We start from the raw sequence: 22,870 nt of genomic DNA, 5'->3' as shown, positions 1-22,870 counted from the left end.
GTGAGTGCCGTGCGCCCCACCGCGCCCGCCCGGGCCAGCATCAGTGTCCGCGGGGTCACGAAGCGGTTCGAGATCCCTCGCGAGCCCTCGTTCCTCGCGCTCCAGGAGGCGAACCTCGAGGTGTCGCCGGGAGAGTTCCTGGCGCTGGTCGGCCCGAGCGGCTGCGGCAAGTCGACGCTGCTGCGGCTGATGTCGGGTCTGATCCCGCCCTCCGAGGGGGAGATCTGGGTGGGTGATACCCGGGTCGAGGGTCCCCAGGCCGACTTCAGCACCGTCTTCCAGTCACCCCGGCTGCTGCCGTGGAAGACGGTCGAGGAGAACGTCGCCCTGCCGCTGCGGCTGGGGCGCCGACGGGCCACGCCGGCCAAACGCGAGGTGCGGGACCGGGTCGCGGAGCTGCTCGACCTGGTCCAGCTCTCGGCGTTCGCTCGGCGCTACCCGGGCGAGCTCTCGGGCGGCATGCAGCAGCGCGTCTCGATCGCCCGGTCGCTGGTGACGTCGGCGTCGATCCTGCTCATGGACGAGCCGTTCGGCGCCCTCGACGCCTTCACCCGGGAGTACCTCAACGAGGAGCTCCTGAGCATCTGGAAGGCGACCGGCCGCACGATCGTCTTCGTCACCCACGACATGGACGAGGCCGTGTTCCTGGCCGACCGCGTCGCGGTGATGGGTGCGCAGCCGGGCCGCATCATCGACGTCCTCGACATCGACCTGCCTCGTGAGCGCGACGGCGGGATCCGCACCGAGGCGGCGTTCTTCGACTCGGTCCGCCGGGTCCGGAAGGCGATGGGCTCGACCGGTCGGCGAGCCGACCCCGAGCCGGCCCCGGCAGCGGAGTCGACGGAGGGGGTCCACGCATGAGCACCGAGCCGAGCATGGTGGTGTCGGCGCCTCGGGTGTTGACCGACGGCCTGCTGTTCCCCGAAGGTCCGGTCTGCCTGCCGGGCGGCGATCTCGTCGTGTGCGAGCTCGCCGGCCGGCGGGTCACGCGGATCTCGCCGGCCGGCGAGCGGACAGTCGTGGCCGACTTCCCGGGTGCGCCCAACGGCCTGGTCCTCGACCGGGACGGCGCCCTGCTCGTCTGCGACAACGGCGGGCGCTGGGTGGCCGAGGAGCACGTCGGGCTGGACGAGGGGCCGGGCGACCAGCCCGGCCTGCTGTGGCGGCTGGACCTCGGGGGCGAGCTGACCCCGCTGCTCGAGGAGATCGACGGCCTGCCGCTCACCTCGCCGAACGACCTCTGCTTCGGGCCGGACGGCTCGCTGTGGTTCTCCGACCCGGTCTGGCCCGGCCCCGACGGCGCCGTGCCGCCCGGCCGGGTCGGCTACCGCGGTGCCGACGGGACGGCCGCCTGGGTGCACGACGGGCTCCGCTACCCCAACGGCCTCGGCGTCACTCCCGACGGCTCCGCGCTCATCGTCGCGGAGTCCTACACGTCGTGGCTGCACCGCTTCCCGATCCTCGGGGGCGGCAGGCTGGGGGAGCCGGAGCGGTTCGCGCACCTGGGCGTGGGAACCCTGCCCGACGGGCTCTGCTTCGACGCCGAGGGTCGGGTGATCGTCGCCGGGGCGGGCACCGGCTCGGTGGTGGTGTTCTCGCCCGAGGGCGCCGAGCTCGGCCGGATCCCCTTCGGCAACGACGTCACCAACGTGTGCTTCGGCGGCCCGGACCGGCGCACGCTCTACGTCACCGAGGCGGGCCTCGGCCGGGTGAGCGCGCTGACCTGGGAGGTCGCCGGCCATCCGGTGCCGTACCAGCCGGGCTTCGCCGCGGCCGGTTCGTCGACAGCCGGCTCGTAGACAGAGGAGGAGCACCATGTCACGCCGTACCGTCCCCGCACTGCTCCGCGACGCGGAGCGGCGATTCGGCTCGGGCGTCGCCGTCGTCGACGGCGGAGCCGAGCTCACCTGGCGGGAGCTCGCGTCCGCGGCCCGCCGGGTCGGCAGCGGCCTGCGCGCTCGCGGCGTCGCCCGCGGCGACCGGGTGGCCGTCTGGGCGCCCAACTCCCTGCACTGGGTGGTGGCCGCGCTCGGGGTGCACGAGATCGGCGCGGTGCTCGTGCCGCTCAACACCAGGTACACCGGGCCGGAGGCCCGCGACATCCTCCGGCGGGCCCGGGTGCGGCTGCTGCTGACCGTCGACGGGTTCCTCGGGCTCGACTTCGTCGGCTCGCTCGTCGCCGGCCTCGCCCACGACGACGACGCGGATCCCGCCGTCGGCGACGTGGTCGCGGGGCTGCCCGACCTGCGCGACGTCGTGCTGTTCCCCGGCGATCGGGGCGCGGCCGAGGGGCGCGAGGTCGCGACGCTCGACTGGGACCGGTTCCTCGATGGCGCTTCCGACGCGAGCCCGGACGCCGGCCCCGTCGACGAGCACGACCTCGCCGACGTCGTCTTCACCTCCGGCACCACCGGCCGCTCGAAGGGGGTGATGACCCGGCAGCGACAGACCGTCGAGTGCGTCCAGGCCTGGGTCGAGTGCGCGGGACTGCGCGACGACGACCGCTACCTGATCGCGAGCCCCTTCTCCCACACCTTCGGCTACAAGGCCGGGCTGGTGGCCTGCGTCGCGACCGGGGCGACGATGTACCCGGTCGCGACCTTCGACGTCGATCACGTGCTGCGGCTGCTGCACGCCGAGGGCATCACGGTGGTCCCGGGGCCGCCGACGATCCTGCAGAGCCTGCTCGACGCGTCGAGCGGATCGGGCTTCGGCGGCAGCCGGTGGCGCATCGCCGTGACCGGGTCGGCGGCCGTGCCGGTGCGCCTCGTCGAGAGGCTGCGCGAGGCCGGGGTCGAGAACGTGCTGACGGCGTACGGCCTCTCCGAGGCCGTGGTCGTCACCATGTGCCGCCCGGACGACCCCGCCGAGGTCGTCGCGACGACGGCGGGCCGGCCGGTCGCGGGCTTCGAGGTCCGGGTGCGGGCCGGGGACGGCGGGCTGCAGGCGACCGGGCTGCCCGGCGAGATCGAGCTCCGCGGCCCCAACCTGATGGTGGGCTACCTGGACGACCCGGCGGCCACCAGCGAGGTGGTGGACTGCGACGGCTGGTTCCGCACCGGCGACGTCGGCACGATCGACGACGACGGGTACGTCTCCATCACCGACCGGATCAAGAACATGTACACGGTCGGCGGCTTCAACGTGTATCCCGCCGAGGTCGAGAACGCCCTCGCACGGCTCGAGGGCATCCGCGAGTCCGCGGTCGTCGGCGTCCCGGACGAGCGGCTCGGCAGCGTCGGACGCGCGTACGTCGTCCGTCCGCCGGGGGCCGATCGGCCCGACGCCGACGACGTGCTCGGCCACTGCCGGGCCCGGCTCGCGAACTTCAAGGTGCCCCGGGAGATCCGCTTCCTCGACCGGCTGCCGAGGAACGCCGCCGGCAAGGTCGTCGTGGACGACCTGCGCCGGCTCTGACGGAAGGTGACGCTGTGTCCCGCATCCCGCCCCTCGACACCGACGTGCTCGAGGCCGCCCACCCCGAGCTGCTGGCGACCATGCGCGCCGTCTACGGCGCGGAGCCGTCCACGTTCGGCATCCTGGCCCGGATGCCGAACGTGCTCGACGCCGTCGGCCGGCTCAGCATCGCCGTCATGAACGAGGGCCGGGTGGGGCCCGGCCTGAAGTGGATGGTGGCGCACATCGCGAGCATGTCGGCCGGCTGCCGCTACTGCTCGGCCCACACCGGCTTCCACGCCGCGGACACCGCGGACGTGGACCCGGAGAAGATCGCCGCCGTGTGGGAGTTCGCCACCGACCCCAGGTTCTCCGAGGCGGAGCGGGCCGCGCTGGCGATGGCCCTCGGCGCCGGTCAGACGCCGAACGCCACCACCGACGAGGACTTCGTGGAGCTGCGCCGGCACTTCGACGACTCCGAGATCGCGGAGCTGGTCGCGGTGGTGGCGCTGTTCGGGTTCTTCAACCGCTGGAACGACACGGTCGCCTCCGACCTCGAGCAGGCGCCGCGTGCCTTCGCCGAGAGCCACGTGCGGATCTTCCGGCCCGGGGACGCACCCTGAGGAGAGCGGGGCGTCAGCCGCGGCCGTGCCAGCTGTCCCACAGCGCGGCGTAGGAGCCGCCGGCGGCAACCAGCTCGTCGTGCGACCCGAGCTCGGAGATCCGGCCGTCCTCCACGACCGCGACCCGGTCGGCGTCGTGGGCGGAGAAGAGCCGGTGCGCGATCGCGATCACGGTGCGTCCCTCGAGCACCGCGGCGAGCGAGCGCTCGAGATGGCGGGCCGCGCGCGGGTCGATGAGCGAGGTGGCCTCGTCGAGCACCAGCGTGTGCGGGTCGGCCAGCACCAGCCGGGCCAGCGCGATCTGCTGGGCCTGGGGCGCGGTCACGGCGCGGCCGCCGGAGCCGACCTCGGTGTCGAGGCCCTCGGGCAGCGCCTCGACCCAGTCGAGCGCGTCGACGGCCGCGAGGGCCCCGCGCACGTCGGCGTCGGAGGATCCGGGGCGGGCCAGCACGAGGTTCTCGCGCACGGAGCCGACGAAGACGTGGTGCTCCTGGGTCACCAGCGCGACGTGGCCGCGCAGGTCGTCGAGCGGCAGCTCGACCAGCCCCACGCGGCCGACCGTGACCGAGCCGGTGCGCGGCGGGTGGATGCCCGCGAGCAGCCGGCCGAGCGTCGACTTGCCGGCGCCCGACGGCCCGACCATCGCGATCCGCTCGCCGACGCCGACGTCGAGGTCCACGCCGTGCAGCACGTCGCGCCCCTCGACGTACGAGAAGCGCACGTCGTCTGCGGCGAGGTGCTCGCCCTCGGGCTCGCGACCACTGACCTCGCGGTCGTCGGGCACCTGGGCGACGCCGAGCAGCCGGGCCAGCGAGGCCGCGCCGAGCTGGAGCTCGTCGAGGATCGACACGATCCGGTCGACCGGGTCGATCAGCATCTGCACGTACAGCGTCGCGGTCGTCACCGCGCCCAGCGTCACCTGGTCCTGGGTGTAGAGGTAGCCGCCGAAGAGCAGGGTCAGCACGGTGGGGATCAGGTAGGCGATCTCCATGTTCGGGAAGAACACCGTGCGCAGGAAGAGCGTGTAGCGCTCCGCCCGGTACGACGCCGCGATGTCGTCGTCGACCGCCTCGATGCGGCGCCGGCCCAGGCCGAGCGCCTCGACCGTGCGGGCGCCCTCGACGGTCTCGGTGAGCGTCGCGTTGATCTGCGAGTACGTCGCGCTCTCGCGCAGGTAGCCGTCCTTGGCCCGCTTGAGGTACCAGCGCAGCCCGATCACCAGCGGCGGCACGCCCAGCAGGCAGGGGATCGCCACCCACCAGCCGACGCTGAGCGCCGCGACGAAGGTGACGACCGCCGTGACGACCGCGATCGTCCACTCCGGCAGCGCCATCCGCACCGACCAGCCGAGCTGGTCGACGTCGCGGCTGGTGCGCGTCAGCAGGTCGCCCGAGCCGGCGTCCTCGACGACGCCGACCGGCAGCGCGAGCGTGTTGTCGACGAAGTCCTCGCGCAGCTCGGCCAGCACCTGCTCGCCGAGCACCTGGCTCAGGTAGCGGGCGAACCGGGTGAGCACGGTCTGCACGACGAGGAAGACCGCGAGCAGCGCGACGATCCGGTCGACGTGGTCGGTGGTGGTGCCGCTCTCGACGGCCTGCACGAGGTCGCCGAGCAGCCGCGGCGCGGCCAGGCCGGCGAGCGCGGCCGCGACGTGGAGCGCGAGTGCGCCGTACAGCATCCGCGGGTGCCGGCGGGCCAGCGAGCCGACGTACGAGCGCACCGCGCGGCCGTCGGCGACGGGCAGGTGCGTCCTCATCGGGACCCTCCCGACTTCTGGAGCTCGCCGGTCTCGGTCTCGAGGTCGGGGTCGCTCTCGCGGGCCACGACGCGGCGGTACGCCGGGCTCGTGTCGAGCAGGTCGGCATGGGTGCCGGTCGCGACCACCCGGCCGCCGACGAGGAACGCGACGACGTCGGCGGCGGCGAGCATCAGCGGGCTCGACGAGGTGACCACGGTGGTGCGTCCGGTGCGGTGGTCGCGCAGCCGCGCGGCGATACGGGCCTCGGTGTGCGCGTCGACGGCCGAGGTCGGCTCGACGAGCACCAGGATCTCGGGGTCGATCGCCAGCGCTCGGGCGAGCACCAGGCGCTGCCGCTGACCACCGGAGAAGCTGCGGCCGCGCTCGGCGACGATCGTGTCCAGCCCCTCCTCGAGCGCCTCGAGGATGTCGCCGGCCGACGCGGTCCGGAGCGCGCGCCGCACGTCGCCGTGGCCGGTGAGGTCGAGCCCGTCGCCGAGCCGGCCGGAGAAGAGCATCGCGCCGGTGTCGGAGACCACGATCCGCTTGCGCACCTCCGCCGGGTCGAGTGCGGTGAGCGGGGTGCCGCCGAACCGCACGTCGTCGTCGACGGGGGAGGCGGCCATGCCGAGCCGGTCGGCGAGCACCGCCGAGTCGTCGGGCTGTTCGCTGACGATCGCCGTCAGCCGGCCGGTGTGCACGACGAGCCCGGTGCGGGTGTCGACGAGGTCGGAGCCGACGGCCGGAGAGGGCGCCGGGTGGGCCGGGACGGTGACCTCGGGCTCGAGCGCGAGCACCCGGCAGATGCGGGCGGCCGCGACCCGGCCGCGGATCACCTTGTTGGCGTACTCCGTGGCGGTGCGCAGCGGGATCATCAGGAACGCCGAGTAGCCGTAGAAGGCGACCAGCTCGCCCGGCGTGATCGTGCCCTGCACGGCGTACCGGGCGCCGAGCCAGACCACGACCACGACGAAGAGCCCGGGCAGGAACACCTGGAGCGCGTCGAGCACCGACTGGAGCTGCGCTACCCGGACGCCGGCGGCGCGGGTGGTCTGCGACTCGCGGCGGTAGCGGGCCGAGAACACCTGCTCGCCGCCGATGCCGCGCAGCACGCGCAGGCCGCCGACGATGTCGCTGGCGGTGTTGGAGAGCCGGCCCATCAGGTGCCGCTGGTGGGCGCTGCGGCGCTGGAGGGGGCTGAGCAGCGGGGCGACGCCGAGCATCAGCAGCGGCACCCCGATGAGCACCACGAGCCCGAGCGTCACCGACGTCTGGAGCAGGATCACCGCCACCACGACGAACGACACGACGGCGCCGGCGAACCGTGCCGCGACGTCCATCACCTGGCCGATGTGGGAGAGGTCGTTGGTGCCGATCGCCACGACCTCGCCGGTCGAGACCCGGCGGGGCAGGGTGCCGCCGAGTCGCACGGACTGCCGGGTGACCAGCTGGACGACGCGGTACGCCGCGGTCAGCCAGTTGGTGACCGCGAACCGGTGCCGCATGATGCCCGCCCCGGCCTGCACCAGGCCGATGCAGAAGAGCACGGCCGCCCACTCGGCGAGCCGCGAGGTGTCCTTCGCGGCGACGCCCTCGTCGATGGCGCGGCCGATCACCGCCGGCATCACGGCCTGCGCGCTCATCCAGACGATGCCGAAGAGCATGCCGATCGCGAGCGTGTGCCACTGCTTGCGCGCCACCCACCAGAGGAACCCTCCCGGCGAGCCGTGGGCGGCGGTGCCGGGGTGGTCGAGGGGAAGCTTGCGCACTCGCCAACGCTACGGAGCAGACCCCGTGGTCAGCGAATTGTTTTCGCGGTGACGGTGGTCACCCGTCAGCCGTCCTCCATCGTGGTCAACGTGCCGCAGGATTGCCGGGCGTAGTCGATCGCGTTCTTGGCGCCGGCGAGGCTCATCCGCAGTGTGATCTGGCCGGGCTCGCCCCCGAGGTGGAGGCCGATCTTGAACGCCGTGGCGCCGCCCGACTCGGCGAACGCGTGGGCGTCGCAGCGGGTGGGCTTCACCGGCAGCTCGATGCGCTGCGTGGGATCGGTGCCGTGGACGGTGACCGCGGGGCGCCACACGTCGCTGCCGACGGGCGACAGCACCGGCGTGCCGGAGACGGTGTCGAGGGTGAGGGCGGGCCCGGGTTGGCCGGTCGGCGCCACGACGAGCGTGAGCGTGCCGGGGTCGCCGACCTCGCCGGCGCTCGGCACGTCCTCGGCCCAGGACAGCCGGGCCACCCGGGCGATCGCGAGCTCGAGGCAGCGCGACCCGGCGTACCGGCCGGCGACGTCGGTGGAGTCCGCGACCCGGAGCGCCCGGGTGGTCCTGCCGTACGTGACCGTCACGGTGCCGGTGCCCGTCGGGTGGTCGCAGGCGGGTCGTCGGGGGAGGTAGAGCGGGAAGCCGCGTTCGGACTGGGACGGGATCGGGCGCAGGCGGGTGCCGCGCAGGGTGGTGCGGTAGCGCGGGTCGGCGTAGGTGATCCGGGCCGGCCGGATCTGCGCCGCGGTGTCGTTGTCGATCCAGACCTCCATCCGGCCCGCGGCCGCGTCGCGCGACGACTGCCGCATGTCGGCGCGCAGCCGACCGCTCGGTGGCGGCTCGGGCGGCACCGGCAGCGGCGTCAGGGTCCGGATCGAGCGGGACGGCGACGGCGTCGTCGTGCTCGACGGCGCGTCGTCACCGGAGCAGCCGCCCAGCAGGAGCACTGCGGCCAGGGCCGCGGCGGCGCTACGCCTCACGGTTGTCCAGCCGCGCGGGCAGCACCAGGAGCAGCAGCACGAGCACGGCGGCGATCCCGGCCGCGGCCACCCCGGCCCAGGTGCGGTCGACGACGACGTCCCAGATCAGCAGCACCATCCCCGCCACGAGCAGGGAGATGCAGCCGATCACGCCGTACACGAGCCGGTGCGCGGACTCCACCACGCGCGCCTTGACGTGCCGGCCGGACAGCCGGCGGTGGATCGCGACAGGCGCCATCACCAGCGCGGTGCACAGCGCCGCGAGGATCACCAGCGCCAGGTAGAGGGCGGTCTGGAAGTCGTCGAGCTTCTGGAAGGTGTCCTGGAAGGGCAGGGTCAGCAGGAAGCCGGCCGTCAGCTGCGCGCCGGTCTGCATCACGCGCAGCTCTTGGAGCAGGTCGTTGAACTTGCGGTCGAGCCGCTCGTCCTCCGTCTCGTCGCGCCCCGACCGGCGGCGCTCGTCGTCCATGGTGCCAGTGTGACCCAGACTCAGCCGGCGAGATACGGGATCACCTCGGCCCTCGGCAGCTCGGCCGCCAGCGAGCCGGGGATCAGCAGCTTCGAACGGCGTACGCCGGAGCCGATCACCGCGACCTCGACGTCGAGCACCCGTGGGTCGACGAGCAGCCGCCAGCCGTCCGGGAGACCGATCGGCGTGATCCCGCCGTACTCCATCCCCGACTCCTCGACCGCCCGGTCCATCGACAGGAACGACGCCTTGCGCACGTCGAGCTCCTTGCGCACCCGGTTGTTGACGTCGGCCCGGGTGTCGGAGCGGACCAGGCACGCGGCGATCCGCTCGTCGCCGGCCCGGCTGCCGCCGACCACGACGCAGTTGGCACCGGTGTCCATGCCGATCTCGTACGCCGCCGCCATCGCGGCCGTGTCCGCCACCGCCGGGTCGATCTCCACCACGCCGACCCGCCCCGCGTGCGCCCACCCCCGCAACGCCGCCGCCACCGGTGCGGCGAGCAGATCCGGGCGGTCCAGGGCAGGAACGGTCTCGATGCGGCCGAGCTTCGGTGTCGTCATGAGGACATCCTGCTGGAGAGCGTTCACCGACCCGGTGGTTGAGGAAGGCGCGCTGGCGCCTGTCTCGAAACCACCTGTACCGCGCGAGCGATCGTCGGCGCCCTCCCGGCGGCACGAGTGCGGGTGCCGTATCGGGAGGGCGCCGACCTGTGGTCGGGACTGGGTCGCGTTGGGGGCGGTTTCGAGACGGTTGCTAGCGCAACCTCCTCAACCACCGTCGCCGAGCCTCCCGCCGAGCCCGGTGGTTGAGGAAGGCGCGCTGGCGCCTGTCTCGAAACCACCCGCCCGCGTGAGGAGTGCCGTCGTCCTCCCGGCGGCGCCAGTGTGGGTGCGCGTCCTGCGCCGTCCAGGGTCCGCTTCGCCGCTTCGCGCCCTTGACGGCTCCTCCCGCGCACCCGTTCGGCGCCTATCGGGAGGACGCCGACCGGTGGTCGGGACGCGGGATGCGTTCGTGGCGGTTTCGAGACGGTTGCTAGCGTAACCTCCTCAACCACCGTCGCCGAGACTTGTCGCGTCGGGGGCACGGTGGTTGAGGAAGGCGCGCTAGCGCCTGTCTCGAAACCACCACGAACCTGGGCGGAATTCGCCGCCCAACCCCTTGTGTGATCGAACAATCGTTCGATACAATGAGGTATGGCGCTGATCTCGGACACCCACCTCGACCCCACGGACGACGGCGGTGCCATGTCCGCGATGCCCGCGATTCCCGACGTGTCCGCGGTGCCCGACGTGTCGGGGATGTCCGAGGCGGAGCTGGTGGACGCGATCCGCGCCCTCGAAGACACCAAGGCGAGGGCCTGCGCGGCCCAGGCGCGGTTGACCCGAGTACTGGATGCCCGCGTGAGGGCCCGGCACGCCGACCAGGGCGTGCCGGCCGCGCGGCGGGGGCGGGACGTGCCCGGTCTGGTGGCCTACGCCCGCCGGGAGTCCCCCGCGCGCGGGTCGCGGTTGTTGGGGTTCGCGCACGCCCTGGCCGAGCTCCCCTCGACGGAGGCCGCGCTGGCGGCCGGGGTGGTGTCGGAGTGGCGGGCGATCCTGATCGCCCGGGAGACCGCCTGCCTCCAGCCCGGGCACCGGGCCCGGGTGGACGCCGAGCTGTGCGCCCCCGACAACCAGGGCGCCTATCGGTTCGCGGGGTGGGGCGACCGACGACTCGTCGCGCAGACCCGGGCGCTGGTCGCCGGCCTGGACCCGGCCGCGGTGGTCGACCGCCGCGCCCGCGCGGAGGCCGACCGGCACGTGAGCCTGCGGCCCGCGCCGGACACGATGGCCCGGCTCTCGGTGCTGCTCCCGGTCGCCCAGGGCGTCGCGGCCTACGCCACCCTGACCCGGGCCGCCGACTCCGCTCGTGCCCAAGGCGACCCGCGGTCACGGGGCCAGGTGATGACCGACACCCTCGTCGAGCTCGTCACCGGACAGGCCACCGCGGAGGCGGTCCCGGTCACGATCAACCTGACCGTCTCCGACCACACCCTCCTCGCCGGCGGACACCAGCCCGCCTGGCTCACCGGCTACGGCCCCCTGACTGCCGACCACGCCCGTCACCTCGCCGCTACGGCGCTGGCCGAGGCGCGGGTGGCGCTGCGGCGCCTCTACGCCTGCCCCGAGACCGGCACCCTCGTCGCGATGGAATCGAAGGCGCGGGCGTTCCCGAAGGCCCTCGGCCTGTTCCTTGACCTGCGCGACCAGACGTGTCGCACCCCCTGGTGCAACGCCCCGGTCCGCCACCACGACCACATCACCGACCACGCGCAAGGCGGCCCCACCTCCGCGATCAACGGCCAAGGCCTGTGCGAGCAGTGCAACCACACCAAACAGGCCCCCGGCTGGCGCGCCAGACCACTGGCCGGCCCACCCGATCAGCACGTCGTCGAGACCACCCTGCCCACCGGCCACACGATCCGATCAACAGCACCCCGCGCACCCACACCCAGCCGCGTCGCACCCCGGATCCAACGCGAACTCCACTACCCCGACTTCGTCATCGAATACGCCGCCGCCTGACCGGGTCGACCGACCCGGCAGACCGCATCGTCCTCTCCAGCGGTGACCACGACGGTCGACCCGAGCAGACCGCAAGCCGCCCAGCAGCCGTCACCACCCCCCCGTAACCCCCACCCACGGCGACCACACAAATCCGGTAAGCGCGTCACGGCGAACGACCACGGCGGACAGCACCGTCACAGACCCCCAGGAGAGGGACAGCCAGGGCACGGTGTTCAGCCAAACCTCGGTGAGACGGAACCGGATCACGGCACGATCTGGTCGCATGACGATCACGACCACATCCAAGCCCGGCTGGCAGGTCGTGCTGTTGGGCGCGGTGAGTCTTGGCCCGGCGCTCATCGCTTTCCTCCCGCTGACCATGAGGTCCGTCTGGTACTTGTCGGCGGAGCAGAACCAGCCCTTCCTGAGCGAGGGCCGAGTGCTGTGGTTCCTCGTCTCCTTCACGATCGCTTTCGCGCCGTTCTTCGGTGCGATCGTGGCGCTGCTCTCCGTGCGAGCCGCCGGGCGCGGCTGGCGCGGGGCCACCCAGATCGCGGCCTGGTGGGCATGCGGGCTGGGGCTGGTGGCGCTGGCCGCGGCGGGCCTGGGCGGGGGAGGGTTCTGAGCGGCGTCGTCCGGGCCGACGCCGGGAGCACCTTCACCATCGAGTACGCCGTCGCCTGACCGTACCGACCTCACATCGTGTTCTCCAGCGGTGACCACGACGGTCGACCCGAGCAGACCGCAAGCCGCCCAGCAGCCGCAACCACCCCCCGTAACCCCCACCCACGGCGACCACTCAAATCCGGTAAGCGCGTCACCGGCCGCAACGACAAGCCGACCGCACCGCTGCGCGCCGGTTCCATGGCAGGCACCGAGCGTTGCGGTCCGCTACGCCTCGTTGCCCAAGGTCCATGTCGCGCGCTCTCGCGGCCGGTGCAGTTCCTGGTAGATGCGCTGCCCCTCGACGTACCGCCTCGTGAGCTCAGCATCTGGCTGGAGCACCACAGCGTCGCGCCGGCTCTTCCGAGCCATGGCGACTGAGGTGGACACCTCGAGGAAGATCGAATAGTCCCACCAGCGGGCGAGCTCCTCGCGGAGCAGGAAGAGACCTTCGACGATCGTGATCGTGCTCGGGGCAGCGTGTTCGACGGGCGGATTGATGCGGACCTCGCGAGACCGGTCGATGCATGCCATGCGGTACTCGCCGTTGCCGCCGATGCTCAGTGGCTCCAAGACGCTTCTCGTCAGCGCCTCGTAGTCATAGCTGTCGTCGAGATAGCCCTCGGGCGAGGTGCGCCCACGACGGTGGCGTACGGCACTGGGGTGCATGAAGTCGTCGGCGTGGATGACCAGTGCCGTGCGATTGAGTCGACCTAGTGCGACCGCCAGATTGGTGGCGTACGTCGTCTTGCCGCTCCCGTCGCCGCCGTCGATCGCGACGAGCACCCTCTCCTGGCGGTGGCCATTGGCGATCGCCGAGGCGATGTCGTCGACGGTGGGCACCGGGCGATGGTGCCAGGAGCCCACAGTCCTTCACCCGCGGTTCACGTCGATCCCGCTGCGTGGTCACCGGCCCCGGCTCTGCTGGAGCCATGCGAGAGCCGATCGTCATCGCGCACCGTGGGGCGTCCGGCTACCGTCCCGAGCACACCCTCGCGTCGTACCGCCTCGCGATCGCGCTGGGGGCCGACTACGTCGAGCCCGACCTGGTCTCCACCAGGGACGGCGTGCTGGTCGCCCGGCACGAGGCCGAGATCGGGCGGACGACCAACGTGGCGCGGCGCGGTGAGTTCGCGGACCGGCTGACGACCAAGGAGGTCGACGGCCGCGAGATGACGGGGTGGTTCGTCGAGGACTTCACCCTCGCGGAGCTGAAGACCCTGCGCGCGGTGGAGCGGCTGCCCGAGCTGCGACCGCACAACACGAGGTGGGACGGGCGCTACGACGTGCCGACGTTCGACGAGATCCTCGGCCTGGTGGCCGCGGAGTCGGAGCGGCTCGGCCGCCCGATCGGTGTCTACCCCGAGACCAAGCACCCGGCGTACTTCGCCGAGCTCGGCCTCGGGCTGGAGGAGCCGCTCCTCGACGCGTTGGCGCTGCACGGGTACGGCGGACCGGACGCACCGGTGTTCATCCAGTCCTTCGAGCCAGCCGGTCTCCAGTGGCTCCGGTCACGCACCGGGCTGCCGCTGGTGCAGCTGGTCGGGGTCACCGGTCGCCATGGTCGGCCGAGCGATCTGGTGACCTCGACCGGCCTGCGGCGGGTCGCCGGCTGGGCGGACGCGGTGGGCGTCGACAAGGACCTGGTGCTGCCGCGACATCCGGGCCTCGGCACCATCGGGGAGCCGTCGCCGCTCGTCGCCGACGCGCATGCGGCCGGACTGCTCGTCCACGTGTGGACGATGCGCGACGAGAACGCCTTCCTGCCCACCGGCTACCGACGTGGCGAGAGCCCGTCCGACCCCGGGGACTCCATCGAGGAGACGCAGGCGTTCCTCGACGCCGGGGTGGACGGGCTCTTCACGGACCATCCGGACACGACCCTGGAGGCCAGGCGGCTTCAGGCCTCCGGCATCAGGACCCAGGCGGCGATGTAGGCGACCGCGACGGCGCCGACGCTGAAGATCGCGGCGACCACGGTGAGCAGCCGGACCAGGGTCGGGTCCAGGCCGAGGTAGTCGGCCACGCCGGAGCAGACGCCCGCGATCATGCGGTCGTCGCGGCGGCGGGTCAGGCGGCGGCTGGTGTCGATGTTCATCGGTTCTCCTCGGGGGACTCGGGACTCTCAGTGGGCTCGGGGCTCTCGGCGGGCTCCTCGGCGATGACCGCGGTGTCGGCGGCCTCGGCGGCCTCGTCGTACGCGCCGGGTACGTCGGACTCGTAGGTCTCGGCGACCGGTGCCGCCGGGGGTGTCTCGACCCAGCCGACCTGCTTGGTCGACCACTTGTGCCGCGACGACACGCTCAGGGCGAGCAGCCCGGCGAGGCCGGCCAGCACCCACGGGATGGGGAGCAGCCAGCGGATGTCGTCGTTGTCGACGCCGTCGGCCTGGATCACCGCCCAGATGCCGACCAGGCCGAGGAACGCGATCCCCATGACCAGGTGGCCGACGTTCACCGGGTGCCGGCCCGACGGCCGCTCGGTGTGGGTGGGCATGCTCGTGGTGCTCATCGGTGGCTCACCTCGATCTCCCCGACGCCGAGCTGGGCGTCGATCATGATCTCGGGACCGGTGCTCGGCCCCTCGAAGCTGGTGGACTGGACGTCGATCCCGCCCTGCTCGTGGTCGAACAGGTCGATGTGGCCGGGCCCGTTGACGTCCGCCTGGACGGTGGCGGCGAGGCGGGCGGGCAGGATCACCTCGATGCGGCCCACGCCGCCCTCGATCTCGATCCGTCGGCCGTCGAGACCGGCCAGGTCGACGACCTGCCGCAGGTCGAGCACCTGCTCGCCGGCGCCCAGCCAGTAGCGGTCCTGCACCGCGGACGCGCTGGTCGGCGTCACGCGGACCTGCTCCGCGTCCCACCGGTCGGCGGCGGTGGCCCCGACCAGGCCGACGGTCGCGAGCAGGCCGAGCAGGATGATCCCGCCCGCGCGGCCGAAGAACGCGCCGACCACCAGCATCACGCCGCAGATGGCCACGGCGAGCGCCGGGTACGCCGCGTCGGCGACCTGGCCGCCGGCGAGGTCCACGATGCCGAGGACGCCCTCGGCCAGCACGATCAGCGCGAGCGTGAACCAGAACAGGATGGGTCCGCGCTTGCGCGGGTTCGGCGGCCGGGGCGCGACCGGTGCGACCGGCGGCAGGTACGGCGGCGGTGCCGCGGGTGTGTACGCCGGGCCCGCGGCCGGTGCGACCGGTGCGGAGTAGGGGTTGGTCTGGGTGGGCGCCCCGGTCGGGGCGTACGGCGCGGCGTACTGGGGCCCGGGCTGCGGACCGTACGGCGCGGCGTACGGCGGCTGCGGTGCCGGGCCCGCCTGGCGCGGCGGGTTGTTGCGGGTCAGCAGCCACAGCGCGACCAGTGCCACGACCGCCAGCGGCCACGGGAACCAGAAGGCGCCCCAGCTGTCGCCGATCAGGGCCAGGGCCGCGATCGCGCCGACGATGATCAGCGCGACCGAGCGGGTCCGCTCGTCCAGGTTGAACGGCGCGCGGTCGGACCCCTCCTCGGGGACCAGCAGCCAGCAGGCGCCGTACAGGATCAGTCCGGCGCCGCCGAAGAACACCAGCACCACGAACGCGACCCGCAGGATGAGGGGGTCGATGTCGAGGTGCCGGCCGAGGCCGCCGGCGACGCCCGCGACCTTGCGGTCGGTGATCGAGCGGCGCAGCCGGCCCAGGTCGCGCATCTCCTCACGGGAGACGCGCGGTCCGGTGTCCTGGCCGGGGCCGTGCGGCGGAGGAGGTGCTTCGGGCGGTGTGCTGGTCATGGCACCAGCCTGCGTCACGCCGGACCCGGACACCATCGGGGACGCCCCTGATCCTGGGCGGGGCGGCGGCCCGGTCGCTCAGGGTCGGGTCGGGGTTCGCCCTCATGGTCCGGGCCCGGTCGCTGTGTGACGATTGACCCCGAGATGAGCAGCACACACGGCACCGCGGTCGACGGCGGCGCACCGCCCGCCCCGCGGGAGACCCGCCGCGCGACCCGCGACGCGCAGGAGCCGATCCTCGGCGGCGTCGCGTCCGGCCTGGCCAAGCACCTCGGCGTTCCGGTGCTCTGGGTGCGGGTGGCGTTCGTGGTGACCGCGGCGCTCGGCGGCTTCGGCATGTTCCTGTACGCCGGGCTGTGGTGGATGCTGCCGTCCGACCAGCACTTCGAGTCCGCCGCCCCCGGCATCGAGAGCGCCACCCGCGGCGGCCGCCGCCCCGGCCGGATCCGCCGGCTCGGCGACGTCGGCCCGGTGATCGTGCTGGCCGCGCTCGGGCTCGGCGCGATCCTGCTCGTCGAGGCCGTGGTCGGGCGTGGTGCGGTGTTCTGGCCGCTGCTGATCGGCATCGTCGGCGTCGCGCTGCTCTGGCGACAGGCCGACGAGGCCCAGCGGGAGCGCTGGCTCGACAGCACCGGCCGGATCGCGCCGGTGCGGGTCGTGTTCGGTGCCGGCGGCTGGGCGTCGTACGCCCGGGTGGCCGCCGGCCTCGCCCTGATCGTGGTCGCGCTCGTCCTCTACTCCGCGCACGGCGGCTCGCTCTCGATGGCGCGCGACATCACGGTCGCGGCCCTGCTCACCGTCGTCGGCCTCGCGATCGTGATCGGCCCGTGGGTCTACCGGCTCGCCTCCGACCTCTCCGACGAGCGCGCCGAGCGGGTGCGCACCCAGGAGCGCGCCGACGTCGCCGCCCACCTGCACGACTCCGTGCTCCAGACGCTCGCGCTGATCCAGAAGAGCGCCGACGACCCGACGACGGTCGCCCGCCTGGCCCGGGCCCAGGAGCGGGATCTCCGGTCGTGGCTCTACGCCGGCGAGTCGACCGACGAGCGCACGGTCGCCAGCGCCCTGCGCGGCGCCGCCGCGCGCGTCGAGGACGAGTACGGCGTGTCGGTCGAGGTCGTCACGGTCGGCGACTGCGACTTCGACGAGCTGCTCCGCCCGATCGTCAACGCGACCGGCGAGGCCGTCACCAACGCCGCGAAGCACGCCGGCACGGGCAAGATCGACGTGTACGCCGAGATCACCGACGCCGCGATCGACGTCTTCGTCCGCGACCGTGGCCGGGGCTTCGACCCGGAGACGATCGGCACCGACCGCTACGGCGTACGCCACAGCATCGTCGACCGCATGCAGCGCCACGGCGGATCCTCCGAGATCCGCTCGGCACCGGGGGAGGGGACCGAGGTCCGCCTGCACCTGCCCCGCCCCACCCGACAGGAGGAGAACCACCATGGCTGAGGGGACGAGCCTCGTGAGCGTGGTCATCGTCGATGACCACGCGATGTTCCGGCGCGGGGTGCGCGCCGAGCTGGAGAGCGCCGGCCGGGGCCGGGTGTCGATCCTCGCCGAGGCGGCCGACGTGGACGAGGCGGTCGCGGCCGTCAGCGAGCACCGCCCCGACGTCGTGCTGCTCGACGTGCACCTGCCCGGTGGCGGCGGGGTCGAGGTGATGCGGCGGGTCACCGCGTCCGGTGCCGCTCCCGAGACCCGCTACCTGGCGCTGTCGGTCAGCGACGCCGCCGAGGACGTCATCGGCACGATCCGGGGCGGCGCCCGCGGCTACGTCACCAAGACCATCACCGGGCCCGAGCTGGTCCAGGCGATCGGCCGGGTGGCCGAGGGCGACGCGGTCTTCTCGCCGCGGCTGGCCGGGTTCGTGCTCGACGCCTTCTCCGGCTCGATCGACGTGGCCGCCGTCGACGAGGACCTCGACCGGCTCACCGAGCGGGAGCGCGAGGTGATGCGGCTGATCGCCCGCGGCTACGCCTACAAGGAGGTCGCGAAGGAGCTGTTCATCTCCATCAAGACCGTCGAGACCCACATGTCGAGCGTGCTGCGCAAGCTGCAGCTGTCCTCGCGCCACGAGCTCACCCGGTGGGCGTCGGACCGCCGGCTGCTCTGACCGGTCCGGACCCCGGCCCCGCCGCCGGAGCCGACGGCCTAGGCTTCGGGCATGGAGTTCCTCCGGCACCTGCTGCTCGTCGTCCATCTGCTCGGCTTCGCCGCGCTCTTCGGAGGCCTCCTGATCCAGGCCCGCCAGCCGGAGAAGCGGGTCAACAGCCTGATGCGCGACGGTGCCGGCACGGCGTTCGTCGCGGGCCTGCTGCTGGTCGGCGTGCTCGAGGCGGACGGGTCGCCCAACCACGCGAAGATCGCGGTCAAGGCGATCATCGGCCTGGTGATCCTGGCGCTGGTGATGGCGAACCTGCGCAAGGAGCGCATCGCCAACGGCCTGTGGGCGCTGCTCCTGCTGCTCACCGTCGCCAACGTGTGCGTCGCGGTCTTCTGGAGCCCCGTCCACACCTGATCCCGGGTCTGTCTCAGGTCGTCCTACCGGCGGCCGATATGCCTCGTCGACCGGCTGGTACGACGGAAGGCAGGCAGCCCCGGTGGACGAGATCGACGAGATCGTCCAGGAGTTCCTCGTGGAGAGCCACGAGAACCTGGATCAGCTCGACCGCGACCTGGTCGCGCTCGAGCGCGAGCCCGGCTCGCGGGACCTGCTCGGCAGCATCTTCCGCACGATCCACACGATCAAGGGCACGAGCGGCTTCCTCGCCTTCGGCAAGCTGGAGTCGGTGACGCACGTCGGCGAGAACCTGCTCGCCCGGCTCCGCGACGGCAAGATGTCGATGACGCCGCAGACCACCGACGTGCTCCTGGCGATGGTGGACACGGTGCGCGACCTGCTGTCCGCGATCGAGGAGCATGGCGGGGAGGGCGATGCCGAGGTCGGCGCGGTGGTCGAGCGGATCAGCGCGCTGCTGGAGGGCAGGGAGCCCGCTGTCGAGGTCGTCCCCGAGTCCCTGGTCGAGTCCCTGGTCGAGGACGCTGTCGAGCGGGCCGACGAGAGCGCGGCGGAGAGCGCGGCCGAAGCCGTCGAGGCGCCCGACGCCCCTGCCGCGGAGACCCCCGTCGTGGACGCGGTCGCCGACCACCCCGACGACCACCACGGCCGGCGCAGCGTCGCCGACTCCTCGATCCGCGTCGACGTCGACCTGCTCGACACGCTGATGCAGCTGGTCGGCGAGCTGGTGCTGACCCGCAACCAGATCGTGCGGCAGGCCGGCGACCAGCAAGACGTCGAGCTGACCCGCTCGGCCCAGCGCCTCAACCTGATCGCCTCGGAGCTGCAGGAGGGGGTCATGAAGACCCGCATGCAGCCGATCGACAACCTCTGGGCCAAGCTGCCCCGCGTGGTCCGCGACCTGGGCGCCCACTGCGGCAAGCGGGTCGCGCTCTCGATGGTCGGCAAGGAGACCGAGCTCGACCGCTCGCTCCTCGAGGCCGTCAAGGACCCGCTGACGCACCTGGTCCGCAACGCCGTCGACCACGGCCTGGAGACCCCCGAGGACCGGATGGCCGCGGGCAAGCCGGCCGAGGGCGTCCTCACGCTCCGCGCGTTCCACGAGGGTGGCCAGGTGGTCGTCGAGGTGAGCGACGACGGCGCCGGCATCGACGCGGACAAGGTCGGGGCCAAGGCGGTCGAGCGCGGTCTGCGGACCGCGACCCAGCTCGCCCAGATGACGCCGACCGACGTCCTCCAGCTGATCTTCCTCCCCGGGTTCTCCACCGCCGCCGCGGTCACCAACGTCTCCGGCCGCGGGGTCGGCATGGACGTGGTGAAGACCAACATCGAGGCCATCGGCGGCACGATCGAGATCGAGTCCGTCGTCGGCCGCGGCACCACCTGCCGACTGCGGATCCCGCTCACGCTCGCGATCGTCCCGGCCCTGACCGTGGAGTGCGCCGGCGACCGGTACGCCATCCCGCAGCTGAGCCTGCTCGAGCTGGTGGCGCTGGACGCCGACCGCGCCGCGAACGCCGTGGAGGACGTCAACGGCGCCTCGGTCTACCGCCTCCGGGGCAGCCTGCTGCCGCTGGTCCGGCTCGCCGACGTCCTCGGCGTCGAGTCCGACCGCTCCGACGGGCACGTGCTGATCGCGGTCCTCCAGGCCGAGGGCAAGCGCTTCGGTCTGGTGATCGACCGGGTGCTCTCCACCGAGGAGATCGTGGTCAAGCCGCTCGGCACGCAGCTGAAGGCGATCGGCACCTACTCCGGTGCGACGATCCTCGGCGACGGCCGGGTCGCGCTGATCCTCGACGTCCAGGCCCTCGCGCGCCGCGTGCTCAACATGGACGCCCTCGACCAGGAGGACCGCACCGGCGACGACGCCCGCGGCACCGCCGGCCGGACGCTGCGGCTGCTGGTCGCCGGCCTCGGCGAGGGTCGCAAGGTCGCGATCCCGCTCTCGTCGGTCACCCGCCTCGAGAACTTCGACCGGACGGCGCTCGAGCGGGTCGGCAACCGCGAGGTCGTCCAGTACCGCGGCGGCATCCTGCCCGTCGTCCGCCTCAACGACTACTACGGCGTGGCGAGCGCCCGCGACAGCGAGGAGCTCGTCGTGGTCATCTACACGGTGGGTGACCGCAGCGTCGCGCTGGTCGTCGACGAGATCGTCGACATCGTCGACGAGGTCACCGAGTTCCACGACGACGTGACCGACCACGGCGTGCTCGGCTCGACCCTGGTCCGCGACCGGATCGTCGAGGTCCTCGACGTACGCGCCGCGATCATGTCGGCCGATCCCAGCTTCTACGCCGACCACGAGATGCCCGAGCTCCAGGAGGCGATGTGAGCGCCCGACTTGTCACCTTCACCCTGGACGGGCACCTGTACGGCGTCGACGTCACCGCGGTGCAGGAGGTGCTGCGCGGACAGCCGCAGACGCGGATCCCGCTCGCCCCGGACGCGGTCTCGGGGCTGATCAACCTGCGTGGCCAGGTGATGAGCGCGGTCGAGCTGCGGGTCCGGCTCGGCCTGCCCGACCGCCGCGAGGACCAGGAGCCGATGCTCGTGGTCGTCCGGGTCGCCGGCGAGACGATCGCGCTGCTCGTGGACACGATCGGCGCGGTGATGGACGTCGACGACGAGCAGTTCGAGCCGCCGCCGGACACGCTCGCCGGCCCGGCCCGGGAGTTCCTCGTCGGTGCCTACAAGCTCGAGGACCAGTTGCTCCTCTCGCTCGACGTCGACCGCGCGGCCGCGGCCTGACCACCCTCCATTCATCCCTTCACCCACCTCTTCGCGCCTCTATGCGCAGTCCGAACCCCGAGGAATAGCCATGTCTCTCACCTTCACCTGGACCGTCGGTCGTCGCCTGGCCGGCATCGCCGCCCTGGGCGCCATCTCCGTCGCGGCGGTCGGCGCGATCGCGGTGAACGGACTCCACACGCTTCAGGCGGGGTCCGACGAGCTCGCCGAGTTCGAGCAGGCCCGCGCCCTGCTGCACACCCTCGACACCCGGTCGAGCGAGCTGAAGGTGACCGGGCTCCAGGCGGCCGTCTACTCCGACAACCGGCAGCTGAGCCAGGACCTGACCGAGGACATCGCGACGATCGACGACCTGCTCGCCCGGCTCGACGCCACCGGTGCCGGTGTGACCGGACCCGCGTTCGAGTCCGCGTGGACCGACTACGTGGACTCGATCTCGGAGTACGTCGACCTCGCGATCGCCGACCAGCCCGCCGCGCTCGACCAGGTCGAGTCCGTGCAGGAGGCCAACGGCACGATGGACGACCTGCTCGGCACCGCGATCGAGCAGGTCGAGGAGGGCGCCGCCGAGCGCAGCGACGCGATCGTCTCGCACCGGGCGAGCACCCTGCGCCTCATCGTGCTCAGCGCGATCGTGGCGGTGGCGGTCCTGGTGACCCTCGCCTGGCTCATCGCTCGGTCGGTGACCCGGCCGCTGCACCGCGGCATCGCCGTCCTCGGTGCGTTCGCGGGCGGCGACCTCTCCCAGCGGGTGGAGGAGAAGTCCGCGGCCGAGCTCGGCGAGCTCGAGCGGGCGCTGAACCAGTCGATCGAGTCGGTGGCCGGCATCGTCACCGCCGTCCAGGGCTCGGCGGACGCCGTCGCCGCGGCGTCGGAGGAGTTGTCGGCGGCGTCGCAGCAGATCGCGGCTGGTGCGGAGGAGACGTCGGTGCAGGCGGGGGTGGTCTCGGGTGCGGCCGATGAGGTGTCGCGGAACGTGCAGACGGTGGCGGCGGGTGCTGAGCAGATGGGGGCTTCGATCCGGGAGATCGCGACGTCGGCCAATGATGCGGCGCGGGTGGCTTCGCAGGCGGTGGGGATCGTGGAGTCGACGAACGACTCGGTGGCCAAGCTCGGTGTGTCGAGTCAGGAGATCGGCAATGTGGTGAAGGTGATCACCTCGATCGCGGAGCAGACGAATCTGTTGGCGTTGAACGCGACGATCGAGGCGGCTCGGGCCGGGGAGGCCGGCAAGGGCTTTGCGGTGGTGGCCAATGAGGTCAAGGAGTTGGCGCAGGAGACGGCGCGGGCGACCGAGGACATTGCTCGTCGGGTGGATGCGATCCAGGGTGACACCACGGGTGCGGTCGAGGCGATGGGTCAGATCTCGGAGATCATCACCTCGATCAACGACTACCAGCTCACCATCGCCTCGGCGGTGGAGGAGCAGACCGCGACCACCAACGAGATGAGCCGCAACGTCGCCGAGGCCTCCACCGGCTCCGCCGAGATCGCCACCAACATCGGCGGTGTCGCGACCGCGTCCACGACCACCACCCAGGCGGTGAACCAGACCTTGGCCGCGATCGGCGAGCTGGCCGCGATGGCCGCGAGCCTGCGCACCGAGATCTCGCGTTTCAGCAGCTGACCCTGGGATCCCCA

Annotated in this window: 22 protein-coding genes; 13 read left to right on the top strand and 9 right to left on the bottom strand. The window is 72.7% G+C overall.

Annotated elements, in window-relative coordinates; genetic code table 11:
* From KM427_RS20055 to KM427_RS20040, 4 genes are read left to right on the top strand one after another with little or no spacing between them, the layout of a single operon-like run.
* The gene (locus KM427_RS20055) at nucleotides 1-861 is read left to right on the top strand and encodes an ABC transporter ATP-binding protein (protein ID WP_215525074.1); all 861 of its coding nucleotides are present in this window, start codon (nucleotides 1-3) and stop codon (nucleotides 859-861) included.
* A complete protein-coding gene (locus KM427_RS20050) occupies nucleotides 858-1,799 on the top strand; it encodes an SMP-30/gluconolactonase/LRE family protein (protein WP_215525073.1) in 942 nt (313 codons plus the stop codon). The genes KM427_RS20055 and KM427_RS20050 overlap by 4 nt, the downstream gene beginning before the upstream one ends.
* A 16-nt stretch (nucleotides 1,800-1,815) precedes the next feature.
* Nucleotides 1,816-3,417 (top strand): AMP-binding protein, encoded by a 1,602-nt coding sequence (locus KM427_RS20045; RefSeq protein ID WP_215525072.1) that lies wholly within the window; start codon nucleotides 1,816-1,818, stop codon nucleotides 3,415-3,417.
* A gap of 14 nt (nucleotides 3,418-3,431) precedes the next feature.
* Nucleotides 3,432-4,019, top strand: coding sequence for a carboxymuconolactone decarboxylase family protein (locus KM427_RS20040; RefSeq protein ID WP_215525071.1), 588 nt, complete (start codon nucleotides 3,432-3,434; stop codon nucleotides 4,017-4,019).
* A gap of 13 nt (nucleotides 4,020-4,032) precedes the next feature.
* Here KM427_RS20040 and KM427_RS20035 read toward each other — a convergent pair whose 3' ends face one another.
* The 5 genes from KM427_RS20035 to KM427_RS20015 all read right to left on the bottom strand — a co-directional run bounded on the left by KM427_RS20035 (nucleotide 4,033) and on the right by KM427_RS20015 (nucleotide 9,535).
* Nucleotides 4,033-5,775: an ABC transporter ATP-binding protein gene (locus KM427_RS20035; RefSeq protein ID WP_215525070.1), complete on the bottom strand. Its 1,743-nt coding sequence runs from the start codon at nucleotides 5,773-5,775 to the stop codon at nucleotides 4,033-4,035.
* Nucleotides 5,772-7,526 carry an ABC transporter ATP-binding protein gene (locus KM427_RS20030; RefSeq protein WP_215525069.1) on the bottom strand — a complete coding sequence of 585 codons (1,755 nt, stop codon included), beginning with the start codon at nucleotides 7,524-7,526 and terminating at the stop codon, nucleotides 5,772-5,774. The genes KM427_RS20035 and KM427_RS20030 overlap by 4 nt, the downstream gene beginning before the upstream one ends.
* A gap of 65 nt (nucleotides 7,527-7,591) precedes the next feature.
* Nucleotides 7,592-8,503, bottom strand: a complete 912-nt coding sequence (locus KM427_RS20025) for a hypothetical protein (RefSeq protein ID WP_215525068.1) — start codon at nucleotides 8,501-8,503, stop codon at nucleotides 7,592-7,594.
* Nucleotides 8,493-8,972, bottom strand: a complete 480-nt coding sequence (locus KM427_RS20020) for a DUF6328 family protein (protein WP_215525067.1) — start codon at nucleotides 8,970-8,972, stop codon at nucleotides 8,493-8,495. Before KM427_RS20020 ends, KM427_RS20025 begins: the two co-directional genes overlap by 11 nt.
* 20 nt (nucleotides 8,973-8,992) lie before the next feature.
* Nucleotides 8,993-9,535 (bottom strand): YbaK/EbsC family protein, encoded by a 543-nt coding sequence (locus KM427_RS20015; protein ID WP_215525066.1) that lies wholly within the window; start codon nucleotides 9,533-9,535, stop codon nucleotides 8,993-8,995.
* Nucleotides 9,536-10,168: 633 nt separating this feature from the next.
* Between KM427_RS20015 and KM427_RS20010 the strand changes: the two genes are divergently transcribed.
* The gene (locus tag KM427_RS20010) at nucleotides 10,169-11,539 is read left to right on the top strand and encodes an HNH endonuclease (RefSeq protein WP_215525065.1); all 1,371 of its coding nucleotides are present in this window, start codon (nucleotides 10,169-10,171) and stop codon (nucleotides 11,537-11,539) included.
* Nucleotides 11,540-11,804: 265 nt separating this feature from the next.
* On the top strand, nucleotides 11,805-12,146 hold the full coding sequence (locus KM427_RS20005; RefSeq protein WP_215525064.1) for a hypothetical protein: 342 nt from the start codon (nucleotides 11,805-11,807) through the stop codon (nucleotides 12,144-12,146).
* A gap of 266 nt (nucleotides 12,147-12,412) precedes the next feature.
* Here the strand turns inward: KM427_RS20005 and KM427_RS20000 are convergent, their stop codons facing one another.
* Entirely contained in the window at nucleotides 12,413-13,027 is a 615-nt protein-coding gene (locus KM427_RS20000; protein WP_215525063.1) for a nucleoside/nucleotide kinase family protein, read from the bottom strand.
* 89 nt (nucleotides 13,028-13,116) lie between these two features.
* On the opposite strand from KM427_RS20000, the gene KM427_RS19995 reads away from it, so the two are divergent.
* Nucleotides 13,117-14,121: a glycerophosphodiester phosphodiesterase gene (locus KM427_RS19995; protein WP_183591556.1), complete on the top strand. Its 1,005-nt coding sequence runs from the start codon at nucleotides 13,117-13,119 to the stop codon at nucleotides 14,119-14,121.
* On the opposite strand, the gene KM427_RS19990 is transcribed toward KM427_RS19995, so the two are convergent.
* From KM427_RS19990 to KM427_RS19980, 3 genes are read right to left on the bottom strand one after another with little or no spacing between them, the layout of a single operon-like run.
* Nucleotides 14,085-14,282 carry a PspC domain-containing protein gene (locus KM427_RS19990; RefSeq protein WP_183591555.1) on the bottom strand — a complete coding sequence of 66 codons (198 nt, stop codon included), beginning with the start codon at nucleotides 14,280-14,282 and terminating at the stop codon, nucleotides 14,085-14,087. The two genes, KM427_RS19995 and KM427_RS19990, sit on opposite strands and share 37 nt — an antisense overlap.
* Nucleotides 14,279-14,695, bottom strand: coding sequence for a hypothetical protein (locus KM427_RS19985; protein WP_215525062.1), 417 nt, complete (start codon nucleotides 14,693-14,695; stop codon nucleotides 14,279-14,281). The genes KM427_RS19990 and KM427_RS19985 overlap by 4 nt, the downstream gene beginning before the upstream one ends.
* A complete protein-coding gene (locus tag KM427_RS19980; protein ID WP_215525061.1) occupies nucleotides 14,692-15,954 on the bottom strand; it encodes a PspC domain-containing protein in 1,263 nt (420 codons plus the stop codon). The genes KM427_RS19985 and KM427_RS19980 overlap by 4 nt, the downstream gene beginning before the upstream one ends.
* Nucleotides 15,955-16,098: 144 nt before the next feature.
* On the opposite strand from KM427_RS19980, the gene KM427_RS19975 reads away from it, so the two are divergent.
* From KM427_RS19975 to KM427_RS19950, 6 genes are all read left to right on the top strand, one after another.
* The gene (locus KM427_RS19975; protein ID WP_183591552.1) at nucleotides 16,099-17,412 is read left to right on the top strand and encodes an ATP-binding protein; all 1,314 of its coding nucleotides are present in this window, start codon (nucleotides 16,099-16,101) and stop codon (nucleotides 17,410-17,412) included.
* Entirely contained in the window at nucleotides 17,405-18,076 is a 672-nt protein-coding gene (locus KM427_RS19970; protein ID WP_215525060.1) for a response regulator, read from the top strand. Before KM427_RS19975 ends, KM427_RS19970 begins: the two co-directional genes overlap by 8 nt.
* Before the next feature lie 51 nt (nucleotides 18,077-18,127).
* Entirely contained in the window at nucleotides 18,128-18,481 is a 354-nt protein-coding gene (locus KM427_RS19965) for a hypothetical protein (RefSeq protein ID WP_183591550.1), read from the top strand.
* A gap of 82 nt (nucleotides 18,482-18,563) precedes the next feature.
* Entirely contained in the window at nucleotides 18,564-20,813 is a 2,250-nt protein-coding gene (locus tag KM427_RS19960) for a chemotaxis protein CheA (RefSeq protein WP_215525059.1), read from the top strand.
* On the top strand, nucleotides 20,810-21,229 hold the full coding sequence (locus KM427_RS19955; protein ID WP_215525058.1) for a chemotaxis protein CheW: 420 nt from the start codon (nucleotides 20,810-20,812) through the stop codon (nucleotides 21,227-21,229). Before KM427_RS19960 ends, KM427_RS19955 begins: the two co-directional genes overlap by 4 nt.
* Before the next feature lie 70 nt (nucleotides 21,230-21,299).
* Complete coding sequence (locus KM427_RS19950; protein ID WP_215525057.1) at nucleotides 21,300-22,856, top strand: methyl-accepting chemotaxis protein; 1,557 nt, start codon at nucleotides 21,300-21,302, stop codon at nucleotides 22,854-22,856.
* Nucleotides 22,857-22,870: the final 14 nt, after the last annotated feature.

This window comes from Nocardioides sp. LMS-CY, from assembly GCF_018732145.1.
GTDB classification, from domain to species: domain Bacteria; phylum Actinomycetota; class Actinomycetes; order Propionibacteriales; family Nocardioidaceae; genus Nocardioides; species Nocardioides soli.
This window is presented reverse-complemented; position numbering and strand designations above follow the sequence as displayed.

Excerpts from the sequence above, each read along its gene's own strand:
- KM427_RS20010 (WP_215525065.1), top strand. The coding sequence starts at position 10,169 with ATGGCGCTGATCTCGGACACCCACCTCGACCCCACGGACGACGGCGGT.
- KM427_RS19995 (WP_183591556.1), top strand. The coding sequence starts at position 13,117 with ATGCGAGAGCCGATCGTCATCGCGCACCGTGGGGCGTCCGGCTACCGT.
- KM427_RS19965 (WP_183591550.1), top strand. The coding sequence starts at position 18,128 with ATGGAGTTCCTCCGGCACCTGCTGCTCGTCGTCCATCTGCTCGGCTTC.
- KM427_RS19975 (WP_183591552.1), top strand. The coding sequence starts at position 16,099 with ATGAGCAGCACACACGGCACCGCGGTCGACGGCGGCGCACCGCCCGCC.
- KM427_RS19990 (WP_183591555.1), bottom strand. The coding sequence starts at position 14,282 with ATGAACATCGACACCAGCCGCCGCCTGACCCGCCGCCGCGACGACCGC.
- KM427_RS19985 (WP_215525062.1), bottom strand. The coding sequence starts at position 14,695 with ATGAGCACCACGAGCATGCCCACCCACACCGAGCGGCCGTCGGGCCGG.
- KM427_RS20045 (WP_215525072.1), top strand. The coding sequence starts at position 1,816 with ATGTCACGCCGTACCGTCCCCGCACTGCTCCGCGACGCGGAGCGGCGA.
- KM427_RS20015 (WP_215525066.1), bottom strand. The coding sequence starts at position 9,535 with ATGACGACACCGAAGCTCGGCCGCATCGAGACCGTTCCTGCCCTGGAC.
- KM427_RS20035 (WP_215525070.1), bottom strand. The coding sequence starts at position 5,775 with ATGAGGACGCACCTGCCCGTCGCCGACGGCCGCGCGGTGCGCTCGTAC.
- KM427_RS19950 (WP_215525057.1), top strand. The coding sequence starts at position 21,300 with ATGTCTCTCACCTTCACCTGGACCGTCGGTCGTCGCCTGGCCGGCATC.
- KM427_RS20020 (WP_215525067.1), bottom strand. The coding sequence starts at position 8,972 with ATGGACGACGAGCGCCGCCGGTCGGGGCGCGACGAGACGGAGGACGAG.
- KM427_RS20005 (WP_215525064.1), top strand. The coding sequence starts at position 11,805 with ATGACGATCACGACCACATCCAAGCCCGGCTGGCAGGTCGTGCTGTTG.
- KM427_RS19970 (WP_215525060.1), top strand. The coding sequence starts at position 17,405 with ATGGCTGAGGGGACGAGCCTCGTGAGCGTGGTCATCGTCGATGACCAC.
- KM427_RS20050 (WP_215525073.1), top strand. The coding sequence starts at position 858 with ATGAGCACCGAGCCGAGCATGGTGGTGTCGGCGCCTCGGGTGTTGACC.
- KM427_RS19980 (WP_215525061.1), bottom strand. The coding sequence starts at position 15,954 with ATGACCAGCACACCGCCCGAAGCACCTCCTCCGCCGCACGGCCCCGGC.